Raw genomic sequence first — 25,642 nt, forward strand, 5'->3', positions numbered from 1 at the left:
CTAAAATGACCGCCATAGTCCTGACGATTTTTTAGCAAGCTACGGTACGTAGTCCCTGCCACATAGTCTTGTACCAGGAATAGCTGGCCGCCTTCCCGCATCAACTCGCGAAATTTGGGAATCTGGGAATGCTCCAACTGATAAAGTACCTTGGCTTCCCGCTCAAATAGTTCCTGCGCCTTGGCTAATAAGCCCGGATCGTCAATTTGGGGCACAAATTCTTTCAACACGCAAAGCTCTTTAAACCGATGTAGGTCCTCAGATAAATAGGTACGACCAAACCCCCCTTCTCCCAGTTCTCGCAGTACGTTATAGCGTGCGCCCAACGGGGTGCCAGGTTCCCAGGGTGTGCTCATTGATCGGCTCCTTCACAGGTGAGTGTGCGCCCCACTAAAAGTTGATCGGGGGAAGTATCCCCCTACCAGTATCGGGACTAATTGGTCAGTGTAGTGGGTTTTCCCACGGATGCAACCACCGTCTTTAATTTTTTTTATGGCCATTGGTAAAGACATTCCATGGAACGTCTCTACCAGTGGCCTCCCCCTATTCGTTCATATTTTTGTAGGTGGCCACGGCGGATGGCGAAATCCGATTGAGATAACGGAAAATCCAATACTTAAACACCGTGTCTAAAATCACCGGGAACGTGGCAATGAATAGAAAAATAAAGTCGCGGTTGGCCGGAAACCCCAGGTGGCGCGATAGACCTTCCAATAACACCTCCCAGCCATGGGGAGAGTGGAATCCCACAAAAATATCCGTGAACAGGATGATGATGAATGCCTTGGCACTATCGCTCAAGCCGTAAACAATTTCATCGATAAAGGCCTTGAGGGTGGCAACCTGACGTTTGCAGGTACTCAACAATAGTGAAAACGCGAACACCGCAAAAATATCGGCAAAAACATTTTTGACTGAATCGGCACTACGTTCACGATACTCTTCTTCAATATCTAAGGCTTTGGCTAATACTCGCTCTTCTAATTGAATTTCATTCAGGGCAGCCACTTTGCCCAAAATCACCTCAAACCGCAGTCGCTCTTCAAACTGCTGTAGTTCATGTAGGGCTTCTTCTTCCATCTCATCGTTGAGAAATACCTCAGCTGCTGTGGTTTCGCGCACATAGTCCACCACAGGGCCAACAATGAAGTGCTTGGTCAACTGCTGGGTAAGCAGGGGCACAATCACCAGGAGCAATATAAAGCGTAAGGCTATTTTCGTCTTATTCTGAGATTTGCGAAAACCGCGCATCACGTCAGCTTCAGCCTTAGGATCGAGATCTTGTTTAACCCGATCGACCGTACGCAAGATGGAGCGTGGTAACACGCTACTGCGAGCGGCTAGTCCGGCTCGGCTCTTCTCAGTTTTGCCTGCGACATTATTTGAATTTTGCTGAGTTGTCTTGGTGTCATTGACCTTGCTCAAGGTGAGCGAAGCAGACAGGTCGTTGTAGCGCCCCAAAATCTCATCAATAAACCGTAATTTCTTGAAGATGATGGCAGATTGATCAATTAGATCGAGGGTATATTCATCCTGCTGATCGTCGTAGGACTGCACTTCCATCTGCCGCCCTTGAGAAAGGCTGGATCGAGTAGCTTCAAATTCCTCCATTCGCTGCCGAATTAGGGCAATGTTACGCTCAACTTCTCCTTCGATGTAGCGATAGGCACTGTCCCCGTACTCACTATTGTCTTGAGTGATGGGTTTACCGTCGAAGTAGTCGTCTTCTATCTTTTTGATAGCTAAAGCAGCTCCGTAGGCCTGATCAAGTGATTGGTCAGGAGACTTAAAAAGCCACTGCCCTGCGTTGCGAAAAAATGCGCGAAGCTGCATGGAGATACTGGGGTGCGCTGGAATGCCAGAACTATAGTATCAAGTCCAGGGAAGTGGGGAATGGGGAGTCTTGGGTAGGGTTGCGATCGCACTCAACTCTCTTGTCCATCAGCATCAGGGGAGAAAATGTGCCAGGACTGATCCAGCCGGGCCGCTTGGCCTAAAGGGGCTAGACTTCGCACTATCGGACCATCGGTTACCTGACGCAGTAACGCCACAGCCGGTTGTTGACTCGTAGCCATGGCATCGTAGGCAGTAATACTGCGCAGATTCAACAGGGTAATCAACAATAGCGCAACCAGAGCGAGCACGCTGAAAACACGGTGGGAGCGGACGGTAAACGACTGATATTTAAAGGGCTTGGTAAAGTTACCAGCAAAGCGACGATTACTGGCAATGGTTTCATAGAGGCGAGTACCCACGGCCATCAGCGGAGGCACTCGTAGTACATGGGCTAGGGGACGAAACACAGGTGAGAGACTAACCACATAGGCAATGCCATGCCATTTGTAATGATGCTGTCCCTGCCAATCGACAATCACCCAGGAGTTGTGGGTTTCCATCGCGGTCTGGATCACCGGATCACTCTGGGTAATTTGCAATGGGACTCGACGCGGCAAAATTAAAAACGTCCTAATCAGATGCACAACCTTTTTGCAAAAGCCACACTCCGCATCGTAATAAATTTTGAGTCCTAGGTGTTTGGGGGTAAATGTGCGCTCAGCTAAGTTATCCCACACCGATGAGGGCACAAAGGCTAACCAGGTAATACAGCTGATCATAGGCAGTAAGCCCAGGTTTAAGGTAAGTGCCCCGCCAATGTGGAAAAGCAGCAAGAGCACAACGGCCAACAGGCGACAAACATCAGTTTTGATTGGGCTCCAGAGTAGCAGGGGGCCTACCCATGCCAACACCATGGCCATCATACCCACCCCGGTACCACCGCTCAGGGGTTGAGACAGGGCAGACGCTATATAGATATAGCTTTGTTGAGCCATCAACCCCACGGTGGCCATGGTCACAATACGTTTCGGCTGGGGAGTTTTGGCCATGTTTAATGCCTGGTCCACTGAGTAGCTGCTGCCCGACGGTAAAAACATGGCCCAGAAAACCATGGCTCGCAGCACATCGTCAGCTGACGATACGATCAGAGGGTTGCGGTTATGCAATGAGATCAACATGAGCCAGGCCACGATGGTAGCCCAGCGAGTACGATAGCCGATCAGCATAAGTAGGGCACTAAAGGTTGCGATCGCAAAACACCCCCACTGCCACACCACTGAGCCACTTAACGCATGAATCGACCAGTACCCTGGCAGCCAAAGTGCTCCCAGGGCACTAAGAGGCAATGTCCCCTGGTCAGTATAATCAGCCACTACATTGCCCAAGCGGAACCACACATCGAAGAGAATCACCAACGCCAGCCCCAAACGCAGCAGCGCTAAGGAACGTAAATCGAGACCATAACGATGTTCAAGGGGTTTAAGCCAGCGAGAAATCATGGCAGAAAACAGGTAACAAAGGAGCACGTAGGGTGGGCAGTGCCCACCTCACAAAAAAATCAACGCAAAGGTAATTTAGCAACCATTCACCCAGAAACACTTAGGCCAGTTCAGTAACCCCCATCATCCAAACCAATTCTACGATTTCTTAAACGGCCAAAGTCCAGCGACAATCTGTTGTAGGGCACGACGGGCCACCTTCAATCGATGCCGATTGGTGGGTAGACGATGAATATACACAGCTCGGCGAATAATGCCACCTAGTTTTCCACCCAAACTAAGGCCAAAGCTCCATACCCCAGCGGTTCCCTTGCCAAGGGCCAACATGTCACCCAGGTGCAAATAGCGAAAAGATTTGGGCTGTCGCTGTCGCGTCATATAGGCCAAATTGCTAGCCACAGCAGCGGCAGCTTGATAGGCAGCCTGGGCGGTGTTGGGAATCGGCTTTGGTTGAGCCGCCACATCTCCAACCACAAAAACATTGAAATAGTCTTCTAGCTGTAGCGTAGAACGCACCCACACCTGTCCCTGATCATTAGTACGCACGGGGGTACCTAGCCATTCAACCGGCTCAGTTCCCGTAGCCCAAAGGGTGAGATGGCTGGGCATATCACCCTCGTCTAACCCCACTGTAGTAGGCCCTACCTGATTGATCTGGGTTTGTAACAGCACGTCTACATTACGCTGCAACAGGGCATCCATGGCCTGACGCTGCAGTCCTTTAGGAAAGGGCTTAAGAATTTGATGACCACGATCCACCAACCGCACCTGCCCTTTTTGACCAAGACGATCAGCGACCTTTGTCGCCAATTCAACACCACTCGCTCCAGCCCCAATAACGGTGACAGCAACCGGGTGTGCAGCCTGGACCAGCTGATCTAACCGAGCCTTAACAGTCACCACATCATCAAGGCTGCGAAACGTAATGGCATGCTCACGAATACCAGGAATTGGCAATGGTCGCGTTTTAGCACCGGTAGAGACCACTAGATAGTCATAGGGGAGACTGTCACCCTGACGCAGCATGACTCGCTGCTGTTCTAGATCAATATGGTCAGCCCAATCCTGCTGCCATTGGACATTGGTCCCCATTAACAAGCTCTGGTAAGCAGGCGCGACCTCCCAAAGCAACAACTCCTCAGTCAAAACTTCGTATAGCAGTGGTGTAAAAAGAAATCGTTCGCGAGGCTCGATCAGGGTAATGGCACTGTCCCTAAGATGACGATATTTCTGCAGATATAACGCCGTATACAAACCGCCGAATCCACCACCAACAATCACAATACGTGGGCAATAGTTAGTGGAACGACCGGAATAAGACGTTTGCGCAGGAGATAGGGCCATATGGACTATTTATTTAATAGCAATAACCGGTAGTAATACTTCCAGATTTACATAAAGCGATTGACTATAATTCTGACCATGGGTGCTCTAACGTTTAGTTGTTTAGAAGCCAACATAGTCACCAACGCAGCATCCCCCACAGTCGCTGCAGTCTTGGGCTACAAATCCTTGCGGTCAACAAGATTGACTCGGCAACCCTCAGGATTAAGATAATGAAAGCCCTATGGTTAATTCTGGCAGCTTCCCAAGACTATGACAAAGGCAATCCAAGACAATCTTGAGCATAGAACTTGGAGGCAAGCTCCAGCTGATTGCTACCAAACCATAGACCACAGCACAATGGATCTATGGCGCATTCCCCTGGATCGACCAGCACAAGTGGATTTACTGTCAAAAGATGAGCTCAACCGCATGAATCGCTATCGTTTTGCCGCCGATCAGCGTAAATTTGCAGTTGCCCGCAGTAGTCTACGTCAGATTTTGGCCGGTTACTGTCAAACCAGTCCTGCTGACCTTATTTTTAACTATGGGACCCATGGCAAGCCATCCCTGCACAAGCATTGTGACTGGCAATTTAATCTCTCTCACTCAGGTGAATATGCCCTGTGTGGTGTTGCCCAACACGTTGTTGGCGTAGATATTGAGCAATTGCGCTCTATGGATAGATTAGACGGCCTGATCAAGCGTTGCCTGGCACCATCAGAACAACAGTCCCTTGCCAGCATTTCACCCACACAGCACAGCAGCGCTTTTCTAAAATATTGGACATGCAAAGAGGCCTACCTCAAAGCCACAGGCCAGGGTATCAGCGAATCCCTAGCTGGCATTGAAGTTGACCTGTCACCAACACCGCAATTAAAGGTAACAGGTCAACCATGGCAGCTACAGATATTTACTCCCTGCGACGGATATACAGCAGCTGTGGTTGTCGCACCAGAAATCACTCAAATACGGCTTTGGGCCTAAGGAGAGGACTATAAACTAGCAACCCGATGGCCGAAATGTAGCGGCTATTGCATCCCCTCATCCACATCCCTAGTGGATAGATTTACGCCACACAGCACTAAACCAAGGCAGGCGGTTCAACTGATTTGGCAATCACTCCATCCAGGCGCACATTGGACCAGTTAACACCCCGCACAATCGCACCAGTCAAATCAGCACCACTCAAGTTGGCATAGGATAAATCAGCACCACTCAAATCAGCAAAACAGAGCTTAGCGCCCTGTAGGTTTGCCCCCTGCAAGTTTGCCTGCCTAAAATCACTCAAACGTAAGTCCGCTCGCTGTAGTGATGCATCGGATAAATCGGCAAATGTGAAACAACTGCGCAATACTAAGGCTCGACACAAGTCGGCTCGCTTCAAATTGACCCAGCTTAGATGGGCTCGCCAAATCATCGCACCCACCAATTGAGTTGCTTCCAGATTCGCCTGGTTCAAGTTAGCCCATGTTAAGTCCGCATAATTCAGACATGAGCCATTCAGCGTCGCTTCAGGCAGCTGGGCCTCACGCAAATCTGCTCGATCAAACTGACGCTGACCAATGTTATATCGTCTAATTAACTGAGATGCTTCCAAAGGTGGTTCCTCAACCGCTAGTGCAGAGTCGGATAGGGTTACATCGCCCAAAACAGCAACTTGTCAGTACAGCACCGAAAGTGTGCAGGCTTTTGTAAACTTATATTAATGTAAACTAATGTAACAATTTACGAGACACGACGCAACCTCAGTTTTTGTGGCTAATGCCCTTTGCATCATGAAACATTGAAATACAGGCGGGGTAGCCTAATGCTTCAGTTTCCTTCAATTATGTTGAACTCCGGTTCACGTAACTTCATCCCATAAACCTTATGGTCGATGGGGTTGCTTCGTAGCAATCCGTGGTAACAATATCGAAAATAACAGAGGTCAATTAGGCGATTAATGGCAAAGCAGTGGTTATGGAGCTCACTTTTAGGTTTGTCGATGCTTTTGCCTGGGACAGTGGCCCTGGCGCAAATTGAAACGACGCCGGAGCCAGAAGACGCTTATACCCAAGCAATGAACCTGGGCTATACCTATGCAAATCAATTTGATTATCAGACAGCACTCATTAACTTTCGTCGGGCTTTAGAGGAACGGCCAGATGATGTTTATGCCCTGAATGCGATCGCAAACATGGAGTATTACATCAAGCGTAATCGCCTTGACGCTATTCAAGCAGAGGTCGATACCCTTCAAGCCCGGCTAAACCTGGCAGCTCAAACCAAAGATTGGGTCTGCGTTACCGCCACTGTCGATGAGCTTATCCCCTATGCTGAGGGCCTAGAACGAGAGCGTCTAACCGGCTATCGCAGCCAGCTCACAGGCGTTCTCGACTCTCGCACAGATGTAGAATTTTGGTCTACAGTGTGCAGTCCCGATCAGCCATTGCAATAAAAACTGGTATTACAGGTCCGCTAGCTGACCGTCACGAGATAAGGTTTTACCCGTCAGAGCCGCTTCTAGAAACTGTTTTGGAGGGTCAATATAATTTCCGTCGAGTTTGACTCGAAAATCATAGTGTTCGCCTGACCCCAGACCGCTATTGCCAGTCAGGGCAATCACTTCGCCGCTAGTAAATTGTCCCGAACGGCACTCATTTTCTAGCAAATGCAGGGACTGAAACACTAGTTTCGGGTAGGATTCTGTAGTTTGATTGGCAACCCAGCCACCGCCATCCACATCCCACCAGCATTCCACCGTAACCTGGTCTCCCGTCACCCCCACCGCATACACTGGGGTACCTGACGGGGTCGCCACATCCACACCATTATGGGGCACATTAATGGCACCTGTTACCGGATGCACAGGCCGGATGCGCATATGGTCAGTGACGTCATAACCTGCGATCGTATCGCCCGTCTTCAGGGTCAACGCACTCTGAAAATCAACTATGGCTCTCTTAGGCCCTGACAGCCGCAGGTCTAACACATAGAGAATGGGCAACAAAATAAGTGACGCGCAGGTTGCCGTCAGGGCTAGCTTTGGCAATCTGCCAAGGGAAAATCGAAGCTGTTTGGTTTGAGACGCTCCTTGATTAGTAGGATAGGGCTTTACCTGGGTATTAACTGAATCTGACGACCATGCTGTGACTGTCCGAGCCTGGGCTGTGGGAATATCCGTTGCAAACGTTCCCCACGGCTCATCACTGACTGGAGAGCTCCCTTGATCAATAGGCGGTCCCACTTCATCGGCAGTGACAATAACCAGCTCACCATTGCCTAGTTTTTCCAGTAGCTCTGAAATACTGCCACAACCCACCGCTTGCGCCGCCGCTTTTGAACCGTGCCAGGCCTGCGCAGATACTGTAACGGTACAGCGACGTTTAGCAGGGGCAGCTGGCGACTGAGGAACGTTATTCACAGATAAACACAGCCTCGCGGACATTTTCTGCCCCTTATCCTACTGGAATCTCACCGGAAGGCAAGGCAAAACTGACAGGTTGGTCAGTCCCACACGTGACCGACACAACAACAGCCCCACAGAGTATAAAATAGGGCCGTCCTGCATCAGCCCCCACCGTGAAGTCCACCACAGATATCCATGCACTGATTCGTGAGATACCCGATTTTCCCAAACCTGGCATCCTTTTCCGAGATATTACAACTCTGCTACAAAATGCTGACGGCCTGAGAGCCACTATTGATCTGATGGCAGAACAAGCCGTCAACCATCAGCCAGACTGCATCGTCGGCATTGAATCCAGAGGCTTTATCTTTGGCATGCCCCTTGCCTACCAACTCGGTCTGAGTTTTATCCCCGTCCGCAAACCCGGCAAGCTCCCCGCCGCTGTCCACCAAGTCTCCTACGCCTTAGAATATGGGCAAGATAGCCTCGAAGTACACCAGGATGCTCTAGATACCGGTCACCGCCCCCTGATCGTAGATGACTTACTGGCCACTGGCGGCACAGCAGCAGCCACAGCAAAGTTGATTGAGCAGACTGGCGCAACCATTGCAGGCTTTAGTTTTGTAATTGAGCTAAGCGAATTGAATGGTCGCCAAAAACTCCCTGACGGAATTCCCATAACCACGCTACTGTCATACTGAGATCACGCCTGTAGGGGCGCAGCATGCTGCGCCCCTACAACGAAATTCTGCACCCAACTTTAATTTCGTTGCCCATGACTGCAGAGCCCACTTCTACCCAATCTCGTTCACCATTGCAAACACTGCAGATGGTGCTCACCAGTGAGACGACGCTCTATGTGCTCAAGCGCATTTTGCAGGCATTATTGACGCTTCTACTGGCCTCAGCCTTTAGCTTTTTTATCATTCAGCTAGCACCTGGGGACTTTTTAGATGCTCAGCGACAAAATCCACAGATCTCTCCTGAAACTATCCAGCAGTTTGAAGAACAGTTTGGACTCAATAAACCCATTTGGCAGCAATACTTTCAGTGGATTTACCAGGTGGTCACCAAGCTCAATTTTGGTGTGAGTTTTGCCTATCAACGCCCAGCGGTAGAAATCTTGGCAGAGCGTATCCCCAATACGTTGCTGCTATCCATTGCATCCATTATCGTTACCTGGGCCATTGCAATTCCTCTGGGCATCATTGGGGCCGTTAATCACAACAAATTTACCGACCGTATCCTACGGGTACTCAGCTACATTGGCCAAGGTTTTCCCGCCCTAATTACGGGTCTGCTGTTGCTATTTTTTGCTCAGCTCACCACTCCCCTATTTCCAGTGGGCGGACGCACCAGCATCAACCATGACGACCTCAACTGGATTGGCAAAGTGCTAGATGTGGCTTGGCACATGATCTTGCCGACACTGGCCCTCAGCATTACCAGCTTTGCAGGCCTACAGCGACTGATGCGGGGCCAAATGCTCGACGTATTGCGACAGGACTATATCCGTACTGCCCGCGCAAAAGGTCTCCCAGAAGAGCGAGTCATTTATACCCACGCCCTGCGCAATGCCATCAATCCTTTGATTACTTTGCTAGGGTTTGAATTTGCAAGTTTACTGAGTGGTGCATTTATTACTGAATATTTCTTCGGCTGGCCAGGTCTGGGACGATTAACGTTACAAGCAGTGCAGTCCCAAGACCTGTACTTGATTATGGCCAGTCTAATGATGGGAGCCACCATGCTAATCGTTGGTAACTTGCTGGCTGACCTGGCGCTGTCCTTTGTGGACCCGCGCATTAAACTCTCAAAGATGAATTAGACCATGCAGCCTTTTAGGTCCTACAGTGGTCTACTTGTCGGCTTTATAGTATTTGGCATCGTGATTTGGTTAGCGAACCGGGTCCACGGTGAATTAAACGACCCAGGCTTTGCCCAAACGATATTAATTGCCGTTTCCGGTTGGGCCGGGGGATGGTTAGTAGGGTTCCTGGTCGCTCCAAACACCAGCAATGAACTAAAAAATCTCTCTCAAGCCACCTCTACCATTACGGCCTTCGTTGCCGGGTTCATCATGGCAAAAATAGAACCTTCATTTACCCCGATCTTTGCTGATGGCCAGCTGATGAATGAACCCATCTACGGCATTCGTGTATTAATCTTTATCATCTGCTTTGTGGTAGCGGCTATTAACATGTATGTATTCCGTGAGTTTAACGGACGGTATTGAAACATGTACGCTGTGGTTTCTCCAGAAAAAATTCAACTTCCCCCAGGTACGGTCATGCGAAGGCAGCGTGCATTAAAGCTTACTATCCTCGGTAATGCTGGCTTGGACAATACAACTGCATTTTAGTGTCATTGAATTGTCCAGTTTCCCAACTCATCTCGATAGAGTGTTTCATCAGAAAACTCAAAACACAACGTTTCTGAGTGGAGTAAATCCCCTCCGTGGCGTGGCATTTTAAGATACATGGCTACTTGGTCCTCGTTGACGAACACAAGCACATAGATATCGTCACGCTTTTCTATACCGGTTCGAACTTCTACATCCCAAGGAAATCCAAGGGTAGATTGGGCCATATTATTGGTGGTATATGGCGCAAGCACACACATGCGATTCCAAGTGTTAGGGCCAATGGAAGCCAGGCTCAATTCACGATCATTGGCTTGCAGATCGGCGACAAGACTGCGCTGGGGAAATAGTCCTCCCATGCGGCATCCAACCATAGTGGACAGCAGAAGGATAACTAATAGCAAGTGGCGATAGGTCATCAAGGCATGCCGTCCAGTAACAGTGCACTAATAGGTTATTCAACTTTCACCGGTTCACGCTGTCCGTCCGCTGAAATATCCACAAAGTACCAACCCTTTTTGTGGCATACCTTTTTGCATCAACTGTTTCAAATCTCGTATATAGCTTCAGCAACGTTCGTTCTCTTTCTGATGAAAAAGTTGTCTACCCCCCTCAAGGAATGAACTATGATTTTTGGTTTGACTTCTAAACAAAGGTCTCTAGCCAACCACCCCCACCTAGATCAATTAAGCTTCGCAACAGGAACGTAGGCGATTGAGAACTTTTCTCTTAGCGTAAGGATAAAGCAATTCGTATACTATGTTCACCAAATCTTACTATCTACTACGCTCCACCCACGACGGGCAATATCTCGCTGCGAAACCTCGCAATACTGAAACCTCAAAAGGGTTTTTGATGCTTTTTAACGCTGACTATGAAGCCCTTAGCTATGTTAATCAGCATGCAGCTGAAGTCGCTAATCGCTTTGCCGTCGAACCCATCAGTGGGCCACAGCTTAAGCAAATGATGGAGCGCTGGGGCTATGAGGGTGTAGGAGTCGTTAACGATCCGCTAGTGCCACAGGTAGAGTTTTTAAAACGTAGTTAAGTAAGTTTTGAGTTTTGAGTTTAAGAGAATACATCAAGTTGCCTTAATAATTTTTAGGCAGTCCACCCAAAATAAGAACTTAAAACTTAAAACTCAAAACTTACTCCATTAGCTCCGCTAACTCCATCCACCGCTCTGTTGCCGTATCAATCTCCGTTGTCAGATCTGCCAATCGCTGAGACAGTACCTGCATTTCGTTGTAGTCGCTAGGTGGGTTAGTATACAGCTGGTTTTCTAGGGTTCCTTTTTCTGCTTCTAAAGTTGGAATTTTCTCTTCCAAAGAGGCATACTCACGCTTTTCTTTATAGGAGATTTTCTTGGGCTTTGATGAGGTTTGAGTTTTGGGTTTTGAATTTTGAGTTTTCTGTGGTTTGGCAGCAGCTTCCTGTTTAAGCTTCTTTTTCTGTTCAGCTTTCTCTTTATAGTCTAAATAGACTGAATAGTTTCCAGGATACTGCTTGAGATTACCTAACCCTTCAAACGAAAACACGTTTTCAACAGTACGATCGAGAAAATAACGATCATGAGAAACAACAATCACACAGCCGTTAAAGTCTTCTAGATAGTCTTCTAGGATGCCTAAGGTCTGCACGTCTAAATCATTGGTAGGCTCGTCCAGAATCAGTACATTAGGAGCCTGCATCAACACCCGCAACAAAAACAGACGTCGTCGCTCACCACCAGAAAGCTTATGGATTGGCGCATATTGCTGATCGGGCGGAAAGAGAAATCGTTCCAGCATTTTAGAAGCGGTAATCACCGTACCATCGGCAGTGGTTACCAGCTCAGCCACGTCCTTTAGATAATCGATCACCCGCTGGTCTTCATTAATGTTCACATCGTCGGAATACTGGTCGAAATAGCCGATGTGAATAGTAGAACCAATCTCAACGATGCCAGCATCAGGCTGCTCGCGCCCGGTGATAATATTCATCAACGTGGACTTGCCCACACCGTTGGGGCCAATGATGCCAATGCGATCTTCTGGGGTAAATAAATAAGAAAAGTCTTTGATCAGAATGCGGTCATCGTAGCCTTTGGTGACGTTTTCTAGCTCAATGACTTTTTTACCGATGCGGCGACCGGCAGTGGCAATCTCCACATTGCCCTGGACTTGCTTAAACTCAGCGTTTTGCATATCGCGGATGCGATCAATGCGGGCTTTTTGTTTAGTGCTACGGGCCTTGGCACCGCGCTGTAGCCACTTTAGCTCACGTCGGAGCACTCCAGCGTGCTTTTTCTGGCTGCTGGCAGCTGCATCTTCTTGAGCCGCTTTTTTCTCTAGGTAATAACTATAGTTGCCTGAGTAGGGATACAGCTCACCTCGATCAATTTCTAGAATGCGGTTGGTGACTCGATCCAGGAAATAGCGGTCGTGGGTAATCAGGAATAGGGCACCACGATAACGGCCTAGGTAGTCTTGGAGCCACTCTACCGACAGGGCATCAAGGTGATTGGTAGGCTCATCCATAAGAATGAGGTCGGGTTCGGAGAGGAGGGCGGTTGCGATCGCAATCCTTTTCCGATATCCCCCCGACAGCGTTCCAATCTTGACATTAAAATCCTCAATTCCCAGCTTGGTCAATATCACCTTCGCCTGAGTCTCTAGCTCCCACGCATTCGCCTGATCAATCTGCTGAGATACCCGTGATAGCATCGCCATCAGCTGGTTCGTATCTCCTGTCGCGTCCGCCAACCGAGCAGAAATCAGCTCATACTCCCGCACCAGCGCCATACTGTCACCGCTATCGGCAAACACCTGCTCCAGTACCGTCAGGTCTTCATCCAAGTCTGGCTGCTGGGGCAAATAGACAATTTTGCTGCTGGCATTCTTCCAAATTTCGCCGCTATCGATGGGTTCTATACCCGCGATCATCTTTAGCAGCGTTGACTTACCCGAACCGTTGGTGCCAATCAGCCCCACCCGGTCCCCTTCCTCAATACTAAAGCTGGCATCCCGAAGAATTTCCTTAATGCCAAAGTCCTTATTTATGTCCCGTAAAGCCAGCAGAGTCATTAGTCAACGCAGAACAACCGTAGCTAGTGTAACGTGGGTGGCCGACCTATGATTCTGGACCAGCATCCCATTAATGGTGGCAGCTGGCTCAATGCCGCCATACCTTAACTCAACAATGCCCCACGCATACTGTCATAGTCACGGACCTCAATAGACATTAGACATTGTTATTGCGTTAAAGAAATAGATAATGGTGTCTTTTTTATTTTGATGTTATCCCATCTTTCCAAGACGAAAATCATCCAATAAAGTTGCCAATCAACTGAAGATTTTTCACAAACTTTAAACACCTGGGGTACTTGATGAATAGAGAATTGAAGACTCGTGGACCAGCCCAATTTATGACGGATTTGACTTCAGCATCTACGTATTATGAGCAAAACCTGGATGCGTTATACCTTGAAGGACAACAAATTTTAGGTAATAGCGACTATCTTCCAATCAACACCAATTAGTCTGGAATAATGTTTTAACCCATGGGCTTGCTGTACTTCAAAAGGTTGCTACTTAAATACCAGAGAGCATCACTACCACTAAAGATTAGCGTGCCTTTCATTGTGATGTTTCTAGGTTTCTGGGTAGTCAGCGTTGCTACAGTAGGAAAGTTTTTCTCACATAAGTTAGAACAAGATAAAAAGGAGCAGGCAGAAGAACTTGCTGCTTTGGTTGAGAGAGATATTTATCGAGAAATGGCTTCTCTACGGCAAGGGGCCCGTTTTTTATCCATTGAAGCCTTCATAACTCAGGCAATCATCAATCAAGATATCAATCAACTCCAGCAAACAATACTCCCCCTCGAAGGGATTTTAGAGACCGATATTACTAATATTATCGATCATAATAAAAGACAACTATTTCACGACAAAGATACTAAACTACAGAGTTTCAATCTTAACGACCAAGAGATCAATAACCTACTAATCAAAGGATCAGAGATTACTGATGTTGTCAGTAGCCATAATTTTGGACCTCCTGTTTTAATTGGTACTGCACCCATTAAAAGTGATCAAGGGGTAATCGGCGGCGTTCTACTGGGTACAGCCCTTGATAGTGATTTTCTCAATCAAATTAATTTAACGATTCAAGAACAGATCATTGTTTTATCAGATGATGTAATTGTCGCCTCCACATTTTCATCTGACACTGTCCATTTAGATCAACTAAGTCTCGATAATCTCCAGGATTGTATTACTATCGATCGTCAGAAATTCTTAGCGGAGTCTATTTCTCTGGCTAGCTTCGATGGTGAACAGTTTCAGCTAGTGCTACTGATTTCCCAACAGTCGTTAACTCAGGCAAAAGACGCACTTTGGTTTTTTATCGCCATTGTCACATTAGGTGGGTCATTTATTACCTCTATCCTTGGCTATTGGATTGCAAAAAGAATAGCCAGACCCATTCAAGATATTACTCTGATAGCACAACAAGTAGCCGGAGAAAGTCGCTTTGATTTACGGGCACCTGCCAGTACGCAAGACGATATTAGTATTTTAGCCCTGTCTGTCAATCAGCTGATTGAATGGGTTGGCCATTATACCTATGAACTAGAAGTAGCGGCCCAAACATTGGAAAGCAGAGTACAACAGCGAACAACAAAACTATCCAACACCTTAAAGGAGCTAAAAGCGACCCAAACCCAGCTGATTCAAACTGAAAAAATGTCTAGCCTTGGCCAGATGATCGCTGGCATTGCCCATGAAATCAATAATCCCATTAGTTTTGTTCAAGGTAACATCGAGCCTCTAAAGGAATATTTTGAGGATTTACTAGAGCTGATCAAAACTTACCAAACAGAGTATCCAGAACCGTCCTTAGCAATTCTTCAAAAGTTAGAAGAAATTGATTTTGACTTTTTATTAGAAGATTTGGATAAGCTCTTGGGTTCAATGAATGTGGGAACAGAACGAGTCCATGAAATTGTCCAGTCGTTACGCAATTTCTCCCGTCTGGATGAGGCCACGGTCAAAGATGTTAATATCCACGAGGGCATTGATAGCACATTACTTATCCTCAATCACCGCATCAAACACGAAGTCACCGTTGTAAAGAAATATGGTGAGCTACCCCTGGTGCGCTGTTATCCCGCTCAGCTTAATCAAGTATTTACTAACGTAATTGTCAATGCCTTAGATGCCATGTTTGAGGCTAATTGCGATCGCAAAAAGCTAAAAATCATCACCCGCAGGGTTGATAACAAGCATGTTCAAATTATTATCTGTGACCGAGGTCCCGGCATTCCCCGCGAGATCCGCAGAAAGATTTTCGACCCCTTTTTCACAACAAAACCAGTGGGTAAAGGGACAGGTCTAGGCTTAGGCATTTGTTTTAGGATTATTCAACAGCACCACGGCAAAATCCGAGTACGCTCTAAGGTAGGTAAAGGGACTGAGTTTCTTATCACCTTACCCATCGACGTATTACCCGCTGATCCAGCCATCGCCAAATCCGCCAGAGTCGCAAGTTAATAGGGTAGATCTTCAGACTGCCAATCCGGACTGGACTCCGCCACCAAGGGCAGCTGCCCGACATCTGTACGATACCCCTTATCCCGCTGATCTGGTTCTCGTTTACGTGGGGACTGTTTGCGTCGACGGGCAATATTCTCCTCCGTAGTCTCTTCTGCAATCACTTCATACAAGATCGCTAATTTATTCCCATCTCCCTTACGGAGCACACGACCTAAACGCTGAATATATTCCCGAGTAGAGCCACTGCCTGATAACAAAATTGCAATTCTCGCGTCAGGAACATCCACCCCTTCGTTGAGCACATGGGAAACAACAATGGTCTTATAGTCTCCTGTGCGAAAGCTTTGCAAAACCTCACGCCGCTCTTTTACCGGAGTTTGATGGGTAATGGCAGGGATCAAAAAATCTTGGGAGATTTTATACACTGTGGCATTGTCATTGGTGAAAATGATGGTGCGTTCAGGGTAATGCTGAGCCAACAGATCTTCTAATACCCTCAGTTTGCCAGCGGTGCCCAGGGCAATATTTTTAGCCTCACGATGAGCCAGCATTGCCCGACGCCCCGTTTGCGAACGTGCACTGGCGGTGACAAATCGCTTCCATCCCTCAGGGCTGCCAAGCCAAATCCGAGACTGCTGCAAAAAGTCGTTGCGTCGTTGAATCAGCTCTGCATACCGCCGCCGCTCAATTTCTGACAAAGAGACTTTTAGCTGCACAATTTGATAGGGGGCTAACGCCTGACCAGACAATTCAGCCGCCGTTTTGTGATAGACAACTGGCCCCAGTAGCTGATCGAGATCGCTATGGCGTCCATCAGCCCGATCAGGGGTAGCGGTGAGCCCCAATCGGTAGGGTGCGATCGCATATTCAGCAATCACCCGATTAAAGTCACTGGGCAAATGGTGGCATTCATCGCACACCAATAGGCCATAGCGATTGCCCAAACTCTCTGCATGGATCGCCGCACTATCGTAGGTCGCCACTAAAATATCGGTGCGATCGCGACTGCCCCCACCCAACAAACCAATATCCGCATCGGGAAATGCCGTCTCTAAATGGGCATACCACTGATGCATCAAATCTAATGTGGGCACCGTAATCAAAGCACTGCGGGGAATAGCCTGTAGCGCTAATTGAGCCAGGTAAGTCTTACCCGCCGCTGTCGGCAAAACCACCACCCCTTGCCACCTGTTTTGCTGCCAAGCCTGGAGAGCTTCGCTTTGATGGGGATAAGGTTTAAACGTCAGACGAGGCGTTAGTTCCAAAGCGGTAAAGTCAGACGCCTGATCATTCACCTCCACCTGCTCACGACGCAGCGTCTCTAACAATGGGCGATAGCAGTGGGCCGGGATCCGAAACCGTTCAATGCGGTCATCCCACACGGCATGATCAATCCACCCCTTACCTCGCGGCGGCGGGTGCAAAATTAATGTGCCGCGATCAAACCGCAGCGTGGGTATACGCACCATACACAGAAAACATAAAAACGGGTTGCGTGAAGACCGCAACAACAACAGTAGCTAACTATACCAAGCTCAGTTATCTACCCTAGTTCCTGATTAAAGGAACGTTAAGTCTCCTACATTTTTTTGTCGACTACGTGTAATCACCGAGGTCGTTTATGGACATTTGGTGACAATTAAATCAACTATCCGAGAACCCATGCAGCTTTGCTCTGGAATCGATAGGTTCAAAACTGTATTTATCCGTAGCATTTACCAAGGAGAATCGTCATATGGATATGTCAATGATTCTAGGTTTGACTCTTGCCGGTTTAATTATGCTGCTCAATGGCAACAAACATCAGGGAAAAGAGTCCAAAACACGATCCGGTAACTCATCTGAGTTTATAGTCAGCGTTGGCGGCGACGGCGGCGTCTCCATCAGCCCTAAGAAAAAATCCTGAGACTTTAGAGACTAAGGTCTATGGGCTCACGTTTGTTTGTCAACCCCATGCAATGATTATCCGTCATCCTTAACCCGTTCTAATACCAATCGGAATTCAGTCACTCCGATTAATCAGGGACAATCCCGTAGGGGCAATCCCTTGTGGTTGCCCTTCGATATTGGGTGCAGATAACCAGGATGTTGTATAAGACAACAATTCAAAATTAAATTAAACACCTGAGGGGGGATTCGCAAAATTGTGAATCCCCCCTCAGATGTAATTATCTAAAACCAGCGCAAGAGAACCCTGGTTTATAGAACAAACCCTAGTAAGGTGAGTGACTATTTAAGAAATCACCCCACTCTCCACTGTCTATTCCCCATTGCCCCTAGCCAGGCGTCTTCTCCGGCAACAGGCACTTATCAGAATCACAGCCTGCCGGACCAGCTTCAATCAGTTCACCCGCATCATAACGCTCTAACGCTGCATGGAAATTCTCGGTGGAACGACGGGCTAGAACCTCGTTACACAATTCCTCGTAGCGTGCTTTATCAATGGGTTCAAACGGCAAACGTGGGAATGTTTGCAGATCATCAAAGCGTGCCAGTAGGGCCGAAGAAATATAGCCTTCGTCATTTTGAATCGCCCGGTGAATGCGTTCTGCTAGAACCTCAATTTCATTTTCACGAAATTCGATAGTAGCCGAGGTATTATGCGCCGTATAGTGCCGCTGTACCTGCATGTAGAAATCAAACTGAGTCAGGGCAGAGAACTGCTCAATGGCAATCTGATCTGCCCCTGGCAAATTAGCCCAGGGCACCTCCACAGGCATTTCCACTAGCCACTCAGTACAGCGGGGATCAAAAGGATCATTTAGCAGGTTGCCGTTCTCATCTTTATCAGACTGGGATGGCACCACCGCATAACCATAGTCAATACAAGCCAGGGCCACCGGATCATCCTTGCGGAAGGTAATGCGACGGATAAAGCGTTGGGACTTAGGTGGATGCCAACCAGAAGACGCACCGCTGAGGAGACTCTTCGTACCAGCAGGTTGCACAGTTGTGCAGCGGTTGGGACGCTTGATGTTATGGCGATCGCAATAGTCCCAAACCGTCCCATGGACAATGGCCTTCCAACGGCTTAGATACTCTTGCTCCTTGGCCTTAAACTGCAAGCCTTGCATAGTGTCTGGACGACCGGCTTCCCACCATTTCAGCCAGCCCACCCCAAAGGCCTGCACAAAGAAGTCAAATAGTCCGGTAAAGGATACGCCGACAATGGGATCATCCAACCGTGATTGCTGATAGCGGGGTTCGATAAACTGGTGATTGAGCAGAGCAGCAACTGCGATCGCACCGGCACGGAAGGCATCTTCCTGTTCCTGCAGGTTCTCTGGATCAATTTGGTTCAAGTGAATTTCCGCCAGATTGCAGTGGAAGTTCTGGCCCAAAATTTCACCGCAGGGGTTTAGGCCATAGCGCCCTTCGCCCTGGGCACGGCGTTCTGCTTCACCCGCCCACTGAATCGCCCCCTCACCGGAGTAAAACTGCTTACGCACCGCATTGGTCATTTCCTCCAAGGATGGCTTGGTGTGGAACACCCGCGTGTGGTTAGCCATACGCAGCGCATCACGCTCAGGGTCAATTCGCCAGTTGCCGTCAGCATCCTGTTGCCACAGATTATCTTTAGCCGCCGCCGCTTGCTCATCATGGCTGTCAAACTGACGCATCCCCGCCGACCGCCGGATATTACCAGCCACCACACAGGCCGCAGCTTCATCAATTAACAGACAGCACTCCACAGAGTTGAGCTTACGGCCAATGGCTTTATTTAAAATTGTGGCGCAGCGATTGTATAGCCCCGGCAGCTTCACCGGATTGGCCATGCCGCCAAATCCCTTCAGCTTTTCCCCCGCAGGACGCACATCACTCAGATTAACGACCACATCTACATCACCCGTGAAGTCTTCACGGCTGGAAAGCTCTAAAATCGTCTGATACGACATCACCCAGCCATTACGACTATCACCAACACGGATCTCAACACGGTTGCCATCCACCACGACATCCGTTTCTTCACGACGCTGAGCCACAGGCGTAGCCCCCACATCGCCAGCCATGGTCACCGTTAACCGATTACGAATCACTGGCAGCTGATCGATGTATTTAGGCTCTAGCATCGCACCGGTGCCACAGCCCATCATCGCTAAATCCATCATCAGACCAAAGGCACGCCAGTCCACCACATTGGTGCTGGTACAGTTATAGGCCCCAGAGAAATTTTTCTGCTGCCTACTCCACTCAGTCCCCCCGACCCAGAGCCAACGACCCGACGGCAGCGCCTTTAATTCCCGCTGCATTCGCTGCACCAGGGCCTTTTCGTCCGCCGTCAGCTTACCCAGTTCCACCAGACCGCCTAGGGTGCGATCGCAAACGTCATACCAAGATTCCCGCTGTCCATCGTCCAAACGACGGCTATAGGTACGATAAAAAACTGGATAGGCCGCTGGCGCAGTTCCAGGGAAAGGCGTTTTTGTACGTAGTCGTTCTAACTCTTGAACCATTCGTCTGGACTTCCTTACGAATCTAAGGGTGTGAGTGAAATAGGGTCGTTAACGATGGGGATGTACATCAAACCTTGGGAAACAGCACATGTAGCGCCAATGATGTCCCCAATACTTGTTAACACTCTAAATGTGCTATGGCACATGGAAATAAAGCCTAACACCACCATCAAAAAAAATCTAGCGTCTTGCCTTTAGGGCGAACGCTAGATGTAGCGATCAGTAAATTTTTTATCCATTACGTGAACTAAAACCCCTAAACAGCCGTCAATCCTAACTAACGAACTAATCGACGATTTAGCAAGATGACGTAAGGGGAGACGATATACCGTTGTCAGGCTATATTAATTGCAAGACCCAGGGGTATTTACATCCACATCCAAGCAACGTTCAAGGCCTGATTCCATTGGATCAAGGCTATTTTTTAAAGCTCAGTTCTAGGGTTGTGAGCCAGGTGCGATTTAAAAAGTGGTCAAATTACTAAAGTTACTAATAGGTTGACCGGTAAGCTGCAATATGAGGGTAGCCATATATAGAGGACCTAAAGAATATATGGTTATAGATACTCTAATTGGCACTGGGCTTACATAATGCTCCATATAGCATTCTCGTGGTGTTTGGTAAAGATTTCCTGTCTTAACGATTAACTCAATTCCTTTTACGGGTTTTTCCGAAGTTAGTTCTACTTCCCTGTATCCAATGCTGTGAATCAACCCATTGACCATGAGCCATTCAGTAGTGTTGTCCTCTCCATTAACAGAGACAGTGCAGCGGCCATGTGACTTCACGATTGCTATTTGCACCTATAACGGTGCCCAGCGTATTCCGGCTGTTCTCGATCGACTACAGCAGCAGCTTAATACTCAAATACTGCGCTGGGAAGTTTTTGTAATCGACAACAACAGCAGCGATTCTACAGCTGCAGTCGTCCAGGAATACCAGCAGAAGTGGTCGTCTGACATTCCGTTGCGGTATTTATTTGAGGGTCGTCAAGGGGCCGCTTACGCTCGCCAGCTAGCCATGGAAACGGCTAAGAGCGAACTGGTTGGTTTTTTAGATGACGATAATTTACCGGCTGATAACTGGGTAGCAACGGCCTATAAGTTTGGCCAGCAGCACCCACATGTTGGGGCCTACGGCAGTCAAATCTATGGCCAGTTTGAAGGCACGCTCCCCGATGACTTTCATCGGATCCAGTCATTCTTCGCCCTAACTCAGCGAGGTGATGAAGCCCATGTTTATCAGCCTCGCCAGCGAGTCTTGCCACCCTCTGCAGGTCTAGTGGTGCGGCGGCAGGCTTGGTTGAAAAACGTCCCCCGTCAACTCATTTTGACCGGGCGTCATGACGAACAAATGCTCACGGGCGAAGATTTAGAAGCCATCGCCCACATCCGCAGAGGTAACTGGGAAATTTGGCACAACCCCGACATGAAGGTTTGGCATCAGATCCCAGCCCGTCGTTTGCAGCGCAGTTATCTGCTGCCATTTTTCCGAGGCATTGGCCTCAGCCGCCACGTGACTCGCATGCTCAACATGCCCTCCTGGCAGCGTCCCTTTATGTTTTGGGTGTTTATAGCCAGCGATTTGCTTAAAGCCCTACACCATGTGGTGACTTACCGCACACTACTCCAAACCAAGGTTGTCCCGGCATGTGAGCTAGAATTCTATCTTTGCAGCTTGGTCAGCCCACTTTATATCTGGCGTTTACTATTGCTTAGGTTTCTAAAAAATAAATCTTGAGATATCAATTATCTCAACTACTTTGGGAATATAGAACCGTAGGGACTGCATAATTCTGCGCCTCCTGATGTCAGCCCTCCAAGGCTATGTTTATTTGATACCTATGACCTGTGTCAGTGCTGCACTCATCCTGCCCGTTCGAAATCGTCAAGCCTATACATCAGCCATTTTGCATCAGCTGAGGGCTCAAATTTCTGCGTCCTCAGGTGCACATACCATCGAAGTGATAGTGGTGGATGATGGGTCTACCGATGGGACACCTGAGTTGATTCGCCAAACCTTTACAGCGGTTCACTTACTACAAGGGGATGGCGAGCTTTGGTGGACGGGTGCGATCGCAACCGGCATGAACTTTGCCCAGCAGCAACTGCAAACAGACTATGTCGTTTGGCTTAACGACGACATCACGTTAGCAGACGACTTTATATCCCAACTAATCCAGGTATGTCAGAAAAATTTAAATAAAAAAGTAATCACCGGCGGCATCGTATGTGCTCAATCTCACCCAGACTGGATTGTATTTGGCGGGGTGATTGCCAGCCAACCCATTAATAACCTGGAGCAATTTAGCGATAGTCCAATAATTCCAGTAGATACCTTAAACGGCAACATTGCCGTCATACCCACTGCATTGATAGCAGACATTGACCTCCCCAATGCCAAACGATTTCGCCACTACGGCGGTGATTACGAATATATCTGCAGAGCGAAGGAAGCAGGGTACAAAGTGCAACTGTCCAATCAACTAAACGCAAGCACTGATTGGCAAACCAGTGACGTCATTCGCTACATGCCCCTGTGGATTCAATGGTATATCAGCCAAACCTTTACGGATAAGCTCAAGGTTCTCCAAAGCTTAACTAATCGAAAATCGCCCCATAACGTCGAGCACATGGTTAACAGCATCCATCGGCAGTCTAACCATGTACCCCGCTGGATCTACCTTATTTTTCATCTCAAAAAACTCATAAAACTCGTTAGTAGCGCCCTCATTCCCGCATCGTTACGCCACAAACATGTTCAAGCTTATTTCCAAAAACATAACGTGCCCTCCGACGTTGTGCAATCTGTCTTGCAATAGCTGAGTTTCGATGAAAATATTACATCTCAGCACATCAGATGCGAATGGCGGAGCGGCTCGGGGTGCCTATTGGATGCATACGGCCCTCAAACGAGCTGGCGTTGATTCCCACATGCTCGTGGCCGAAAAATATACTGATGACTCAACAGTAATTGGCCCCAGTGGCATTACAGGAGGACAAAAAATTCTTAACGGTATTCGTCAAACCGTCGAATACTGGCCCTTAAAACGTTATCCCCACAAATTACCAGGGCTCTTTTCCCCGGCTATTTACCCCAATCCAGTTATCAAACAAATCCAACAAATTAAGCCAGACATCATTAATTTACACTGGGTTGGGTTAGGGCTGCTCAGGCCAGAACAACTCAAAACATTTACCCAGCCCATCGTCTGGACATTACGGGATATGTGGAGCTTTACCGGAGGTTGCTGCTACACCCAAGGCTGTACTCGATATCAACAGCAATGTGGCCGCTGTCCTATGCTGGGCTCCACTCAAGAAAAAGACTTATCTAGAAAAGTTTGGCAACGCAAATATCATGCCTGGCAAAACCTGAATCTAACCTTAGTACCCATTAGCCAATGGGTAGCTGACTGCGCCAGCAAAAGCACTCTATTAAACCAATATCCTGCCCAAGTCATCCCCAATGCCGTAGATACTGATATTTTTCGTCCTATTGACAAAAATATCGCCCGTGACATTCTGAAACTGCCTCAACAGGATAAACTCATCCTTTTTGGTGCGTTAAGTGCAACCACTGATAAGCGCAAAGGCTTTGACCATTTAAGAGCTGCTCTAAATACACTAAAAAGTAACAATACCTTGCCTCTGCGAGCTGTCATCTTTGGTGCGAACAAAATATCACCATCAATGAAACTCAATATCCCTCACACTATGCTGGGACGCCTAAACGACAATGTCACACTGGCACTCGCCTATTCAGCCGCTGATGTGATGGTAGTCCCTTCTGTTCAAGAAGCCTTTGGTAAAACCGCCATTGAAGCCATGGCATGCGGCACACCAGTGGTATCCTTTGATGCCACTGGCTTACGCGATATTGTTGAACATCAAAAGAATGGTTATCGTGCCGCATGCTTTAGTGCTGAAGACTTGGCTAAAGGTATTGAATGGACTCTTGAAAATACCGAGCGTCTACAACAACTCTCTCAACAATCTCGACAAACTGTAATTACAAAGTTTTCATTTGAAGTCCAATCAGCATCCTATAAGCAACTTTACCAAGAACTATTGCAATAAATTTGAGAAATCACCTTTGCACTAATTAACCACTATTAATAAAGCCACTCTTTAAAGCCACCTATTAATTTTTATCTATATATGATGACTCAAAAACACAAGCATCCATATACAGCATCTCCTATCTTTATTGTTGGCTGTGCTCGCTCGGGCACAACGCTTCTACAAAGCCTGCTAGCCAGTCATCCCGATATTGCTTCATTCCCAGAGTCCAAATTTTTTGTAGATCTTGTTTGGATGCCAGAGGAACGCTCACGTCGCTATGCCTTAGGTCTAGTTTCTAAGGAAATGCGCAACACAATGGAATCGTTTTTGCATGAAGTTGGGCATCCAGAACTCACTTATAAACTTCCGCGTTTACCCCTCATTCAGGCCTACGTTCGTAGCTTTAAAGAAATAATGGGCGAATTGACCCATCTACAAAAAAAATCTATCTGGCTAGAAAAAACCCCTGAACATTTACACCGACTGAAATATATCGAGCACTACATGCCAGAGGCCAAAGTGATCCACATTGTTAGAAGCGGCATGGATGTCATTGCTTCTATATATGACCTAGCTCAGCGTCATCCCAACCATTGGGGACGCACCTTTAAAACCCTAGATAATTGTATTCAACGTTGGACTGAGGACATTGCCATCACGCATCAGTATCTGGATAAGCCTAACCATACGTTGATTCACTATGAACAAATGGTTAGCCATCCAACAGATGAAGTCAAACGCCTCTGTAATTTTATTGGTGTCCCCTTTGATGATCACATGCTCGAAAATTATCGCAATACATCGAGCCAATTAATCCGATCTCGCGAAACCTGGAAAGCCTCAACTCAAAAAAATATACAGAATACAAATTCTCAGAAATTTTTATCAGTGTTTACCAGGGAACAGCAAAATTACGTTAAGAACCTGGTGCAACAAGTCAATTTGCCAGTTTTACCAACACAAACATTGGCCTAAGGCTAGCAATAAAAGCACAAGGAGCCATGGTCGCTACGCAGAACAGCTGAAGAGACTTTTAGAGTACTTTTCTAGGAAAAATGTATTAATACTAAATTCTGAACAACCAGTCCAAAATCCAGAAAAGGTGTAGGGGAAACCGAACTACATTAGCGGAAATCTACAATTGGGATCCAACTTACGATGTATCAATATATGGTGCGGCA

General features: G+C 47.7%; 22 protein-coding genes. 12 read left to right on the forward strand and 10 right to left on the reverse strand.

Annotated features, from left to right (window positions below; translation table 11 throughout):
- The 4 genes from DXZ20_RS12040 to DXZ20_RS12055 all read right to left on the reverse strand — a co-directional run.
- On the reverse strand, positions 1 to 356 hold a 356-nt coding region (locus DXZ20_RS12040; protein WP_163703477.1), incomplete at its 3' end, for a protein kinase.
- Positions 357 to 543: 187 nt separating this feature from the next.
- Complete coding sequence (locus DXZ20_RS12045) at positions 544 to 1,833, reverse strand: proton extrusion protein PcxA (protein ID WP_163698411.1); 1,290 nt, start codon at positions 1,831 to 1,833, stop codon at positions 544 to 546.
- Positions 1,834 to 1,925: 92 nt separating this feature from the next.
- A complete protein-coding gene (locus DXZ20_RS12050; protein ID WP_163667889.1) occupies positions 1,926 to 3,335 on the reverse strand; it encodes a DCC1-like thiol-disulfide oxidoreductase family protein in 1,410 nt (469 codons plus the stop codon).
- A gap of 138 nt (positions 3,336 to 3,473) precedes the next feature.
- The gene (locus DXZ20_RS12055; RefSeq protein ID WP_163667886.1) at positions 3,474 to 4,679 is read right to left on the reverse strand and encodes an NAD(P)/FAD-dependent oxidoreductase; all 1,206 of its coding nucleotides are present in this window, start codon (positions 4,677 to 4,679) and stop codon (positions 3,474 to 3,476) included.
- Between the two features lie 252 nt (positions 4,680 to 4,931).
- Here DXZ20_RS12055 and DXZ20_RS12060 point away from each other — a divergent pair, with 252 nt between their 5' ends.
- Positions 4,932 to 5,645: a 4'-phosphopantetheinyl transferase family protein gene (locus DXZ20_RS12060; RefSeq protein WP_163667884.1), complete on the forward strand. Its 714-nt coding sequence runs from the start codon at positions 4,932 to 4,934 to the stop codon at positions 5,643 to 5,645.
- A gap of 97 nt (positions 5,646 to 5,742) precedes the next feature.
- Here DXZ20_RS12060 and DXZ20_RS12065 read toward each other — a convergent pair whose 3' ends face one another.
- A complete protein-coding gene (locus DXZ20_RS12065) occupies positions 5,743 to 6,309 on the reverse strand; it encodes a pentapeptide repeat-containing protein (protein ID WP_163667881.1) in 567 nt (188 codons plus the stop codon).
- A gap of 294 nt (positions 6,310 to 6,603) precedes the next feature.
- On the opposite strand from DXZ20_RS12065, the gene DXZ20_RS12070 reads away from it, so the two are divergent.
- Positions 6,604 to 7,098 (forward strand): tetratricopeptide repeat protein, encoded by a 495-nt coding sequence (locus DXZ20_RS12070; RefSeq protein ID WP_163698414.1) that lies wholly within the window; start codon positions 6,604 to 6,606, stop codon positions 7,096 to 7,098.
- 9 nt (positions 7,099 to 7,107) lie between these two features.
- On the opposite strand, the gene DXZ20_RS38495 is transcribed toward DXZ20_RS12070, so the two are convergent.
- Positions 7,108 to 8,064 (reverse strand): peptidoglycan DD-metalloendopeptidase family protein, encoded by a 957-nt coding sequence (locus DXZ20_RS38495; protein WP_163698416.1) that lies wholly within the window; start codon positions 8,062 to 8,064, stop codon positions 7,108 to 7,110.
- A gap of 158 nt (positions 8,065 to 8,222) precedes the next feature.
- Here DXZ20_RS38495 and DXZ20_RS12080 point away from each other — a divergent pair, with 158 nt between their 5' ends.
- The 3 genes from DXZ20_RS12080 (at position 8,223) to DXZ20_RS12090 (ending at position 10,285) form a co-directional block, all read left to right on the forward strand.
- Positions 8,223 to 8,750, forward strand: a complete 528-nt coding sequence (locus DXZ20_RS12080) for an adenine phosphoribosyltransferase (protein ID WP_163667875.1) — start codon at positions 8,223 to 8,225, stop codon at positions 8,748 to 8,750.
- Positions 8,751 to 8,824: 74 nt separating this feature from the next.
- The gene (locus DXZ20_RS12085; protein WP_431732049.1) at positions 8,825 to 9,877 is read left to right on the forward strand and encodes an ABC transporter permease; all 1,053 of its coding nucleotides are present in this window, start codon (positions 8,825 to 8,827) and stop codon (positions 9,875 to 9,877) included.
- Between the two features lie 3 nt (positions 9,878 to 9,880).
- Positions 9,881 to 10,285 carry a hypothetical protein gene (locus tag DXZ20_RS12090; RefSeq protein WP_163667873.1) on the forward strand — a complete coding sequence of 135 codons (405 nt, stop codon included), beginning with the start codon at positions 9,881 to 9,883 and terminating at the stop codon, positions 10,283 to 10,285.
- Positions 10,286 to 10,413: 128 nt separating this feature from the next.
- Here the strand turns inward: DXZ20_RS12090 and DXZ20_RS12095 are convergent, their stop codons facing one another.
- A complete protein-coding gene (locus DXZ20_RS12095; protein WP_163698418.1) occupies positions 10,414 to 10,785 on the reverse strand; it encodes a hypothetical protein in 372 nt (123 codons plus the stop codon).
- Positions 10,786 to 11,170: 385 nt separating this feature from the next.
- On the opposite strand from DXZ20_RS12095, the gene DXZ20_RS12100 reads away from it, so the two are divergent.
- Complete coding sequence (locus DXZ20_RS12100; protein WP_006515333.1) at positions 11,171 to 11,458, forward strand: hypothetical protein; 288 nt, start codon at positions 11,171 to 11,173, stop codon at positions 11,456 to 11,458.
- Positions 11,459 to 11,558: 100 nt separating this feature from the next.
- Here DXZ20_RS12100 and DXZ20_RS12105 read toward each other — a convergent pair whose 3' ends face one another.
- A complete protein-coding gene (locus tag DXZ20_RS12105; RefSeq protein WP_163698420.1) occupies positions 11,559 to 13,475 on the reverse strand; it encodes an ABC-F family ATP-binding cassette domain-containing protein in 1,917 nt (638 codons plus the stop codon).
- 560 nt (positions 13,476 to 14,035) lie between these two features.
- Here DXZ20_RS12105 and DXZ20_RS12110 point away from each other — a divergent pair.
- Positions 14,036 to 15,940 carry a sensor histidine kinase gene (locus DXZ20_RS12110; protein WP_250565730.1) on the forward strand — a complete coding sequence of 635 codons (1,905 nt, stop codon included), beginning with the start codon at positions 14,036 to 14,038 and terminating at the stop codon, positions 15,938 to 15,940.
- On the opposite strand, the gene DXZ20_RS12115 is transcribed toward DXZ20_RS12110, so the two are convergent.
- On the reverse strand, positions 15,937 to 17,412 hold the full coding sequence (locus tag DXZ20_RS12115) for a DEAD/DEAH box helicase (protein WP_163698424.1): 1,476 nt from the start codon (positions 17,410 to 17,412) through the stop codon (positions 15,937 to 15,939). The two genes, DXZ20_RS12110 and DXZ20_RS12115, sit on opposite strands and share 4 nt — an antisense overlap.
- 266 nt (positions 17,413 to 17,678) lie before the next feature.
- Between DXZ20_RS12115 and DXZ20_RS12120 the strand changes: the two genes are divergently transcribed.
- Positions 17,679 to 17,849, forward strand: coding sequence for a hypothetical protein (locus DXZ20_RS12120; protein ID WP_163698426.1), 171 nt, complete (start codon positions 17,679 to 17,681; stop codon positions 17,847 to 17,849).
- Between the two features lie 370 nt (positions 17,850 to 18,219).
- Here DXZ20_RS12120 and nrdJ read toward each other — a convergent pair whose 3' ends face one another.
- Positions 18,220 to 20,397, reverse strand: a complete 2,178-nt coding sequence (gene nrdJ, locus DXZ20_RS12125) for a ribonucleoside-triphosphate reductase, adenosylcobalamin-dependent (RefSeq protein WP_163698428.1) — start codon at positions 20,395 to 20,397, stop codon at positions 18,220 to 18,222.
- 723 nt (positions 20,398 to 21,120) lie between these two features.
- Here nrdJ and hpsE point away from each other — a divergent pair.
- From hpsE to DXZ20_RS12145, 4 genes are all read left to right on the forward strand, one after another.
- Positions 21,121 to 22,137, forward strand: coding sequence for a hormogonium polysaccharide biosynthesis glycosyltransferase HpsE (hpsE, locus tag DXZ20_RS12130; protein ID WP_163667858.1), 1,017 nt, complete (start codon positions 21,121 to 21,123; stop codon positions 22,135 to 22,137).
- Positions 22,138 to 22,204: 67 nt separating this feature from the next.
- Positions 22,205 to 23,218 (forward strand): glycosyltransferase family 2 protein, encoded by a 1,014-nt coding sequence (locus DXZ20_RS12135; RefSeq protein WP_163667856.1) that lies wholly within the window; start codon positions 22,205 to 22,207, stop codon positions 23,216 to 23,218.
- A gap of 10 nt (positions 23,219 to 23,228) precedes the next feature.
- Entirely contained in the window at positions 23,229 to 24,476 is a 1,248-nt protein-coding gene (locus DXZ20_RS12140; protein ID WP_163698430.1) for a glycosyltransferase family 4 protein, read from the forward strand.
- A gap of 81 nt (positions 24,477 to 24,557) precedes the next feature.
- On the forward strand, positions 24,558 to 25,436 hold the full coding sequence (locus DXZ20_RS12145) for a sulfotransferase family protein (RefSeq protein WP_163698432.1): 879 nt from the start codon (positions 24,558 to 24,560) through the stop codon (positions 25,434 to 25,436).
- The last annotated feature ends 206 nt before the right edge of the window (positions 25,437 to 25,642 follow it).

This window comes from Adonisia turfae CCMR0081 (assembly GCF_011009555.1).
Taxonomy (GTDB): Bacteria; Cyanobacteriota; Cyanobacteriia; order Phormidesmidales; family Phormidesmidaceae; genus Leptothoe; species Leptothoe turfae.

Coding starts and splice junctions, on each gene's coding strand:
- hpsE (WP_163667858.1), top strand. CDS start 21,121: ATGAGCCATTCAGTAGTGTTGTCCTCTCCATTAACAGAGACAGTGCAG.
- DXZ20_RS12095 (WP_163698418.1), bottom strand. CDS start 10,785: ATGGTTGGATGCCGCATGGGAGGACTATTTCCCCAGCGCAGTCTTGTC.
- DXZ20_RS12060 (WP_163667884.1), top strand. CDS start 4,932: ATGACAAAGGCAATCCAAGACAATCTTGAGCATAGAACTTGGAGGCAA.
- DXZ20_RS12120 (WP_163698426.1), top strand. CDS start 17,679: ATGGATATGTCAATGATTCTAGGTTTGACTCTTGCCGGTTTAATTATG.
- DXZ20_RS12145 (WP_163698432.1), top strand. CDS start 24,558: ATGATGACTCAAAAACACAAGCATCCATATACAGCATCTCCTATCTTT.
- nrdJ (WP_163698428.1), bottom strand. CDS start 20,397: ATGGTTCAAGAGTTAGAACGACTACGTACAAAAACGCCTTTCCCTGGA.
- DXZ20_RS12050 (WP_163667889.1), bottom strand. CDS start 3,335: ATGATTTCTCGCTGGCTTAAACCCCTTGAACATCGTTATGGTCTCGAT.
- DXZ20_RS12105 (WP_163698420.1), bottom strand. CDS start 13,475: ATGACTCTGCTGGCTTTACGGGACATAAATAAGGACTTTGGCATTAAG.
- DXZ20_RS12110 (WP_250565730.1), top strand. CDS start 14,036: ATGTTTCTAGGTTTCTGGGTAGTCAGCGTTGCTACAGTAGGAAAGTTT.
- DXZ20_RS12085 (WP_431732049.1), top strand. CDS start 8,825: ATGACTGCAGAGCCCACTTCTACCCAATCTCGTTCACCATTGCAAACA.
- DXZ20_RS12100 (WP_006515333.1), top strand. CDS start 11,171: ATGTTCACCAAATCTTACTATCTACTACGCTCCACCCACGACGGGCAA.
- DXZ20_RS12045 (WP_163698411.1), bottom strand. CDS start 1,833: ATGCAGCTTCGCGCATTTTTTCGCAACGCAGGGCAGTGGCTTTTTAAG.
- DXZ20_RS12055 (WP_163667886.1), bottom strand. CDS start 4,679: ATGGCCCTATCTCCTGCGCAAACGTCTTATTCCGGTCGTTCCACTAAC.
- DXZ20_RS12115 (WP_163698424.1), bottom strand. CDS start 17,412: ATGGTGCGTATACCCACGCTGCGGTTTGATCGCGGCACATTAATTTTG.
- DXZ20_RS12090 (WP_163667873.1), top strand. CDS start 9,881: ATGCAGCCTTTTAGGTCCTACAGTGGTCTACTTGTCGGCTTTATAGTA.
- DXZ20_RS12140 (WP_163698430.1), top strand. CDS start 23,229: ATGAAAATATTACATCTCAGCACATCAGATGCGAATGGCGGAGCGGCT.
- DXZ20_RS12070 (WP_163698414.1), top strand. CDS start 6,604: ATGGCAAAGCAGTGGTTATGGAGCTCACTTTTAGGTTTGTCGATGCTT.
- DXZ20_RS12135 (WP_163667856.1), top strand. CDS start 22,205: ATGTCAGCCCTCCAAGGCTATGTTTATTTGATACCTATGACCTGTGTC.